The sequence below is a fragment of the Lactobacillus gallinarum genome, assembly GCF_002160635.1.
Taxonomy (GTDB): domain Bacteria; phylum Bacillota; class Bacilli; order Lactobacillales; family Lactobacillaceae; genus Lactobacillus; species Lactobacillus gallinarum.
Genome location: NZ_NFKZ01000049.1, coordinates 1 through 7644, shown reverse-complemented (window position 1 = coordinate 7644; position 7644 = coordinate 1). Strand labels below are relative to the sequence as shown.

At 38.5% G+C, this 7644-nt stretch carries 7 protein-coding genes; 3 read left to right on the top strand and 4 right to left on the bottom strand.

The genetic code is table 11. The features are described from left to right. Positions 1 to 238: 238 nt before the first annotated feature. On the top strand, positions 239 to 661 hold the full coding sequence (locus tag B5E95_RS09925) for a hypothetical protein (RefSeq protein WP_087236516.1): 423 nt from the start codon (positions 239 to 241) through the stop codon (positions 659 to 661). A gap of 145 nt (positions 662 to 806) precedes the next feature. On the opposite strand, the gene B5E95_RS09920 is transcribed toward B5E95_RS09925, so the two are convergent. After that, positions 807 to 917, bottom strand: a complete 111-nt coding sequence (locus B5E95_RS09920) for a putative holin-like toxin (protein WP_025005568.1) — start codon at positions 915 to 917, stop codon at positions 807 to 809. A 197-nt stretch (positions 918 to 1114) separates the two neighbouring features. Here B5E95_RS09920 and B5E95_RS09915 point away from each other — a divergent pair, with 197 nt between their 5' ends. Together B5E95_RS09915 and B5E95_RS09910 are read left to right on the top strand one after the other, a co-directional pair. Then, positions 1115 to 1552 carry a hypothetical protein gene (locus B5E95_RS09915; RefSeq protein WP_087236518.1) on the top strand — a complete coding sequence of 146 codons (438 nt, stop codon included), beginning with the start codon at positions 1115 to 1117 and terminating at the stop codon, positions 1550 to 1552. A 269-nt stretch (positions 1553 to 1821) separates the two neighbouring features. Further along, a complete protein-coding gene (locus B5E95_RS09910; protein ID WP_087236515.1) occupies positions 1822 to 3843 on the top strand; it encodes a KUP/HAK/KT family potassium transporter in 2022 nt (673 codons plus the stop codon). A 220-nt stretch (positions 3844 to 4063) separates the two neighbouring features. Here B5E95_RS09910 and B5E95_RS09905 read toward each other — a convergent pair whose 3' ends face one another. The 3 genes from B5E95_RS09905 to B5E95_RS10590 form a co-directional block, all read right to left on the bottom strand. After that, positions 4064 to 5995 carry a M13 family metallopeptidase gene (locus B5E95_RS09905; protein WP_206391363.1) on the bottom strand — a complete coding sequence of 644 codons (1932 nt, stop codon included), beginning with the start codon at positions 5993 to 5995 and terminating at the stop codon, positions 4064 to 4066. Between the two features lie 89 nt (positions 5996 to 6084). After that, positions 6085 to 7302, bottom strand: coding sequence for an MDR family MFS transporter (locus tag B5E95_RS09900; protein WP_087236511.1), 1218 nt, complete (start codon positions 7300 to 7302; stop codon positions 6085 to 6087). A gap of 115 nt (positions 7303 to 7417) precedes the next feature. Next, the gene (locus tag B5E95_RS10590; RefSeq protein ID WP_143437048.1) at positions 7418 to 7531 is read right to left on the bottom strand and encodes a PbsX family transcriptional regulator; all 114 of its coding nucleotides are present in this window, start codon (positions 7529 to 7531) and stop codon (positions 7418 to 7420) included. Positions 7532 to 7644 lie beyond the last annotated feature (113 nt).

Here is a 7644-nt window from a genome sequence, read left to right as displayed (position 1 = left end):
TCGGCAATAGTCAAAAGATTACTGCTGGTAAGTCAAGTCCGTATCTAAGAAAGTTGGTGTTCTGGTTAGCGTAAGCTAACGAGCCACTAAGCCCTAGACTTCAGTCTAGGGTAGTTGACTATTAGTTAAAAGTAAATCTTCTATTTATCCTTTTTTACCGAAATGCCTTAAACTATAATTTAGCAATCAAGGTTCTCGCTGAACCTAATTCACAAAATACATGGGAGAGAGATTTTTAATGAAGAAATTAATCTTTTGGGGTGCGATTTTTGCTATGTTTTTGATTGGCGGAGGTGGCGCTGGCGCCTATGTTAGTCACAATAATGCCGTTCAACGCAACAGTCAGAGTAATTCTAATATGAAGTCCAATACTAAGGAGAAAAATAGTAATTCTGCTGATGTAGACAAGAATTCTAATTCAAGTTCAGATATTTCCAGCTCTAGCAGCAGTTCCGACAAGGACAAGAATAAGGAGAATAAGGATCATCAAGATAAGGACAAACAATCTAGTTCTGCCTCATCTTCATCCAGCGACAAGGATGCCGATGCTCAATCTAGTTCTTCAAGTAGTACCAAGCAATCAAGCAGCCAATCTAATCAATCTTCTAGCAGCGCGCAATCATCAAGCACCCAGAGTTCAGATGCTTCAGATAATAAGTAATTGCTGCGGGTCTATGAACTTGCTATAATATGTAATGAAAAAGAGGTCGGCAAATGAGCCAACCTCTTAATGTAGAATCGCGTAAGCGGTGCTATCAAATATTGTTACTTATTCAATAACTGCCGGCTCTGCACAGCCAAAGCAGTTATTTTTTTCGTTGATCAAAAAACTTAATCAACTCAACAACTAATGCAATTAGAGTAACGACAAATGTGCCGAATTCTAACATTAGTTGCAACGCATCTGCAACAGACACGAAGGCTTCCCCTTCCAGGATAGCCACCACTTCAGCTTTTCTACGGCTAAAATTATACTAAATCCAAATATACGTTCACAAGCAAACATTATAAAGAAATTTCCTAAAAGCAGTTAAATTTGCTTTTATTTGCAGAAGTCGGTAGAATTATTATTGATTTTTCATCTATTTATTTTCTAAATAAAGGGGTAACAACTTTGACTGAAGAAGAAAAGAACGCTCAAGCACAAGCAGATAAAGAAACAGAAGAAGAAAACGACGATCTTAAAGTCGTAATGCCAGAAGCTAATAAGACTACTATGCCTAAGGAAGAATTCAAGGAACAACCTGATTACTTGAAGGTCTTCGCTAACTTCTACATTGCTCAATTTGATGAAGATGACCTTGAAATCATCAACCTTTACGATGAAAATCACAACATGGTTGATATTAACAGTTATCTCTTGAACAACATCCACTTCCCACGTAAGAAGTTGGTTGAACACGTTTTGCAATACCATGATTACAACTTTAAGAACTTACTTGATGTAATGGTTGAAAAGACCGGCGTTAAGCCAGAAGACATGCTTACTTACGAAGCATGGGACAAGTGGTATGAAGAACAACGTGCTAAGATTTCTTCATCACTTTCATAATTTATATTGAAAAAGGCTCCCGATTTGGGAGTCTTTTTTTGTGTTCAAATATATTCAATTGAGAAGGGTGTTCAGTATAACTGACAAAAAGCGCAAATTTTGTCAGTTATATCGAACACTCTGCTTTTTTAAACCCAAAATTAAAACATAATTATTTTACTTGCAATGTGAACTAAAATAGACGAAAATGAATGTATTAAAAGGAAAATGTCATTGTGGCATTTTCTTTTTTTATTAATAGCTACAATTTATTTGTGGGAGATATATAAATGAATACTAAGTCAAAACGTATGAGCGCGGCTGGCTTGCTGATCGCCATTGGTATTGTCTATGGCGATATCGGTACTAGTCCACTTTATGTTATGAAGTCTATTGTCGAAGGCAATGGCGGTATCGGAAATGTTAACCGCGATTTCATCATCGGTTCCATTTCTTTGGTTCTTTGGACCGTGACACTACTAACTACCTTACAAACGGTTTTGATTGCGCTAAAAGCAACCAACCATGGTGAAGGTGGTATTTTTGCTCTGTATACTTTGGTTAGAAAGAGAGCCAAATGGCTGGTATTGCCTGCTTTGATCGGTGGGGCTGCCATCTTAGCCGATGGTACGTTAACTCCGGCCGTAACTGTTACCACCGCGATTGAAGGGTTAAAAGGTCTTCAATTTGGTGGCAGCGTTCCTGTTTCTACCCAGGAAATGGTAATCATGATTACCGTAATTATCCTGCTGGTGCTCTTCTCTATTCAAAAGATGGGAACCAGTATCATCGGTAAAGCATTCGGCCCTATCATGTTTATCTGGTTCACCTTCTTAGGCGTCATGGGTGTTATCAACATGGCTGGCGATTGGTCAATCATTCAAGCGATTAACCCAGTTTATGCCATTAAGTTACTCTTCAGCCCTTATAATAAAGCCGGAATCTTTATCTTAGGATCAATCTTCCTGGCTACTACTGGTGCTGAAGCTCTTTACTCTGATGTAGGACACGTTGGTAAAAAGAACATCATCGGTTCATGGCCATTTGTATTTGTTTGCTTGTCACTCAACTACTTTGGTCAAGGTGTTTGGATTTTGAACAACCCAACTTTCCGTCCTGCCGACGGCGGCGTGCTTAATCCATTCTATGAAATGATTCCAATCAACATCAGATTGTTTGCTATCATCTTGGCTACTGTTGCCGCTGTTATTGCTTCACAGGCTTTGATCACTGGATCATTCACTTTGGTCGCTGAAGCCAGTGGACTTAAATTCTTGCCAAGAATGAATATCGATTATCCATCAACAGAAAAAGGTCAGATCTATATTCCTTCCATCAATAAAGGAATCTGTGTTGCTACTATCGCAATCGTTTTGTACTTCCAGACTTCTGCTCACATGGAAGCAGCCTATGGTCTTTCCATCACGATTTCAATGCTTGCAACTACCATCTTGCTTTATGAATGGTTAGTGTTGAAGAAAATTAACCCACTTTGGAACTGGATCTTCTTGATCTTCTTCGGTGTTCTTGACATTATGTTCATGATCTCAAGTTTAACCAAGTTCACCCACGGTGGTTACGTATCACTCTTCATTGCTGGTGTAATCGGCTTCATCATGTATGTTTGGTACTACGGTAACAAGGTTCGTGATAAACGTGAATCTAGAAATGCTTATGTTCGCTTAGACGAATATACCGATATGCTTACCAACTTAAGTCACGACGAAGATTATCCAACTTACGCTACTAACTTGGTTTACATGGCTAACGTTAAGTACAACAAGTTTATTAAACGTGAAATCTTGTACTCTATTTTGGATAAACGTCCAAAGCGTGCTAAGGCTTACTGGTTCGTTACCGTTAATGTAACCAACGAACCATTTACCGCTGAATATGCCGTTAATACCTACGGTACTAAGAACGTAATTAACATTCAGCTATACTTAGGTTTCAAGAAGCAAACTAGTGTGAATGTCTACATTCGTCAAATCGTTCACGATTTAATCGCTGACGGCACAATCGAACCACAACCACAGGAATACACTACTACTCCTGGACGTGATGTCGGTGACTTCTCATTCGTTATCGTTAACGATGTCATCAGTCCTCAAACTCAATTAGTTGGTTATGAAAAATGGTTAGTCGAAGCTCGTGTTCGTTTGCAAAACTTGTCTTCTAACCCTGCTTCATGGTTCGGTTTGGAATACGCAGATACCGTCATTGAACGTGTACCATTAATCTTAGGTAAACCAAATCCATCTTACATTAAACGGATTAAACCTAAGGATTATTCCACTGCGAAAACAAAATAACTAATAACAACTAAAAAAGGCTCCCTGATGGGAGCCTTTTTTAGTGCATAAAATTTATATGGGTATAAGTTATAAAGGCCGCAGTGCAGTAGCAAACACTGTAGTCATCTTCATTATAGAATTCAATATAAAAAAAGGCTACTCTTTAGCCTTAAAAAATAACAAATTAGTAAAAATGACAAAAAAATAACCTTGCTTAGCAAGGTTATTTTATGTTTTATTACCAAATTACAACGCGTTTTTCAGGATCGAGCCACATGCCATCATGCTCAGTTACATCAAATGCCTTGTAGAATTCTTCCTGACATTGTGATTGAACATTGGCACGTTCTGGACCTGGAGCGTGAACATCAACTGATACTTGAGTCTTGATACTCTCTGGTAATTGCTTAGTTGCCCAAACGCGAGCAAAGTTTTCAAACAATTCCTTCATGTTGCCGTTTTCGCCCTTGTTAGCTTCAACAGCAGCGGTCAAACCACCTTGGTCAGCAATATTTTCTGACACAATTTGCTTACCGTTAAGAGTTACTGGACCATACTTAATGCCGTCAAACAAATCAATTTCAGCCTGAGTACGCTTCTTAAATTCAGCGAAGTCCTTTTCAGTCCACCAATTCTTCATATTACCAAATTCATCGAATTGAGCGCCGTTGTTGTCGAAGGCGTGAGAAATTTCATGGGCAATTACGACACCGATACCACCATAGTTCAAACTACGTGATTGCTCCAAGTCGTAGAATGGCTTTTGTAAAATTGCAGCTGGGAAAGTCAAATCGTTTCTTTGTGGATCGTAACATGCGTTAACGAGGTTACCTGGCATAAGCCATACGCTGCGATCAACATCTTGACCTAGTTTTTCCAAATTGTACTTAATTTGTTCTCTACCAAATTGAGCTTCATTAGCATAAAGACTAGCCTCTGGATCAACAGTCAAGCGATCGTAGATTTCTTCGATCTTATCTGGGTAACCAATCTTCAAGATCAAAGCACGCAACTTAACAATTGCCTTATCCTTAGTTTCTTGCGAAAGCCATGAATTTTCGCGGATTCTCTTTTCATAAACGTTAAGCATCTTGTGAATCATGTCAGTGACATCGGCCTTAGCTTCTGCACCGAAGTATGTTTGACCATAGTAAACACCAACTACTTCGCTAAAGTCACTGTTAGCGATGCGGTATGCTTGCTTAACACCGCTTGGAAGTTCAGGTTGACCAGACAAAGCTTGGCTAAATGGGAAGACTGCTTTACGAAATTCTTGTGACAATGAACTAGCTACACCATTAACGAACTTAACTAACATCCAGCCCTTAATTTCTGCGAAGTTATCTTCATTCAAAAGTTCTTCAGCGTGGTCTAAGTAACGAGGCTCAGTATTAATTATACGTTCTGGTTTCTTAGCAAAGAGTTCACCTAAGAAGTAATCCATCTTGAATGACTTGAACTTATCAGCAAAATCAGCGCGAGAAATTGGGTTATAAGCAGCTGGATAATCAGCCCATTCTTCGGCAGACTTAACTACCTTGGCAATTTTAGCATCATATGCCAAAGCCTTTTCTGCATAATCTTCCGCTTCAGACTTGCTAATACCGCTCATTGTTAATAAGTTGATTGATTGCTTCTTCAATACGGCTAACAACTTTTCTGCAGCTGGAGTCTTATAAGTAGTAGTATCTGGCAAAAATGTGCTTGGGCCACCAAATTGCAGTGAATGAATCTTAGTATTCTTCATATCTGCTTCTACTGAGAAATCAAATGGCATAGGAAAACCATTTCTAAAGAAGTCCGCAGCCTTCAAAGTAAAGTCAGCGAAGTTGCGCAAATCTAAGATTTCATGCAGATCTGCTTGAATTGGATCTGCACCATCCGCATTTCTTCTGTCAAAATTCTTAGCAATCTTGTAAAGTGCTACAGCCTTTTCAAAATTAGGCACATTTGGTAAATCTTTTTTACCATCTGCAAAATCCGCAAAATCTTGCATCAATTCTTTTTCAATATTCAAATCAATACCGTCAAAACTACTAGTTCTTGAACGATCTGATGGAATCTTAGCATTCTTTAACCATTCTGAGTTAACGGCTAAGTATAAATTATCTTGTGGACGAGCTGATAAATCTGCTTCGGTAATATCGCCAGCACCGCCGCGTACAGTCATTTTATTATTCAAAGAGAAATCCCCCTTTATTATCAAATTAATATTAAATCATTTTAATTATATCATTTTTATTTAATGCAGTCTGCAGTCTACTTATATAAAGTAAGTTTTTTGGCTAATTTTGCATAAATTGGTATCATCATGACAATCATTAAAGCGATGACGATTGCTGCAACCCAGAAGAAAGGAATATAACCAGCCTGGTCAATAACTAAACCACCAAATAGTGGACCAAAGGCTCGCCCAATACCACTGGCAACCATTGTTGCTCCCTGATATTTGCCCTTACTTGTTTTAGGTGATAAGTCATTCACATAGGCTGGAATAGCTGGGAAGGCTGTTGATTCACCCAATGTCAAAATAAACATTGATAGTGCAAAATGAGCAAAATCTTTGGCAAAGACTAATGTAATAAATGATAGTGAAAACATGCAGATACCAAAAATGATCTGATGGAAAAGATTTTTAAAAATATTAGGAAATCTAGCTAAAATTCCTTGCATAATTACAATCACACTAGCATTTAAAGTCCAAAGCAAACTGTACAAATGGAACGGGATGCCTAGTGAAACCATATAAACGGACAAGTTAGATTCCCAGTTCATGTACATTAACCAAGTAATACCTAAAGTAGTGAAGAAAGCCATCGTCATAATAAAGTTGCGCTTAGGCATAGGAACCGCCTTTTGTGTATCTCCGCTTTGTCCTTTAGCAACTCTTTCCTTATGAAAGGCAATGATTGGTCGATAATTAAATAAAGCATTGATGAAGGCAACAACGAAGAGCAGCGCAGCAATCACAAACAACAATGTAACTGAGTAATCATATAAGTATCCAACGATCAAAGTACCGGTTACCACACCCAAGTTTTGTGAGAAATACAGCACATTGAATACGTATCTACCCGGATAATGTCGTAAACTCGTGGCAATCGAATTAATTAGGGTACCGTTCCAGCCGCCTAAAAAGCCAGTGATCGTTAGCCAAATCCAATATTCAGGCCAGCCGTGGAAGATTGCCATCAAGAATAAAACAGCCGCATCAAGGCCTACGCCCCATAAGATCAACGGATACGGGTTGTATTTATCATAAAGGCGTCCGGAGATGATTGACCCCAGAATATTTCCCGCACAGTTACAAAATAAAACGACCCCAATCATAGAAAGGCTGATGTGCAACTGTTTATTTAAATAAACTGAAGTCAGTGGCCAAATAAAACTTGCTCCAATCCAGGTAGCTAGTTCACCTAAAATCAGCCAACGTAATTTGATTTCATCGCTTTGTATTTTTCCATGCGCAAGTTTCATTTAATCATTTCCTTTCTTACTTCATTATTCATTCTTAACCTTAAGTGTAACAAAAAAAGAGTGATCTTGGACAAGACCACTCTTGAAATATGATGGATTAATTATCAATGCTAACTCACCACGGTAATTCCTTACCCTTTGGTTCTCCCCAATCTATCTCATGATCACGAATTCCATCATCTTTCCACCCTGCAAATAATTCGTGATTATCTTTAGGCTTATATGTCAACTACCCTAGACTGAAGTCTAGGGCTTAGTGGCTCGTTAGCTTACGCTAACCAGAACACCAACTTGCTTAGATACGGACTTGACTTACCAGCAATAGTCTTTTGACTATTGCCG

Bases quoted from the DNA above. Each gene is read 5' to 3' on its own strand.
- B5E95_RS09925 (WP_087236516.1), top strand. From the start codon at position 239: ATGAAGAAATTAATCTTTTGGGGTGCGATTTTTGCTATGTTTTTGATT.
- B5E95_RS09910 (WP_087236515.1), top strand. From the start codon at position 1,822: ATGAATACTAAGTCAAAACGTATGAGCGCGGCTGGCTTGCTGATCGCC.
- B5E95_RS09905 (WP_206391363.1), bottom strand. From the start codon at position 5,995: ATGACTGTACGCGGCGGTGCTGGCGATATTACCGAAGCAGATTTATCA.
- B5E95_RS09900 (WP_087236511.1), bottom strand. From the start codon at position 7,302: ATGAAACTTGCGCATGGAAAAATACAAAGCGATGAAATCAAATTACGT.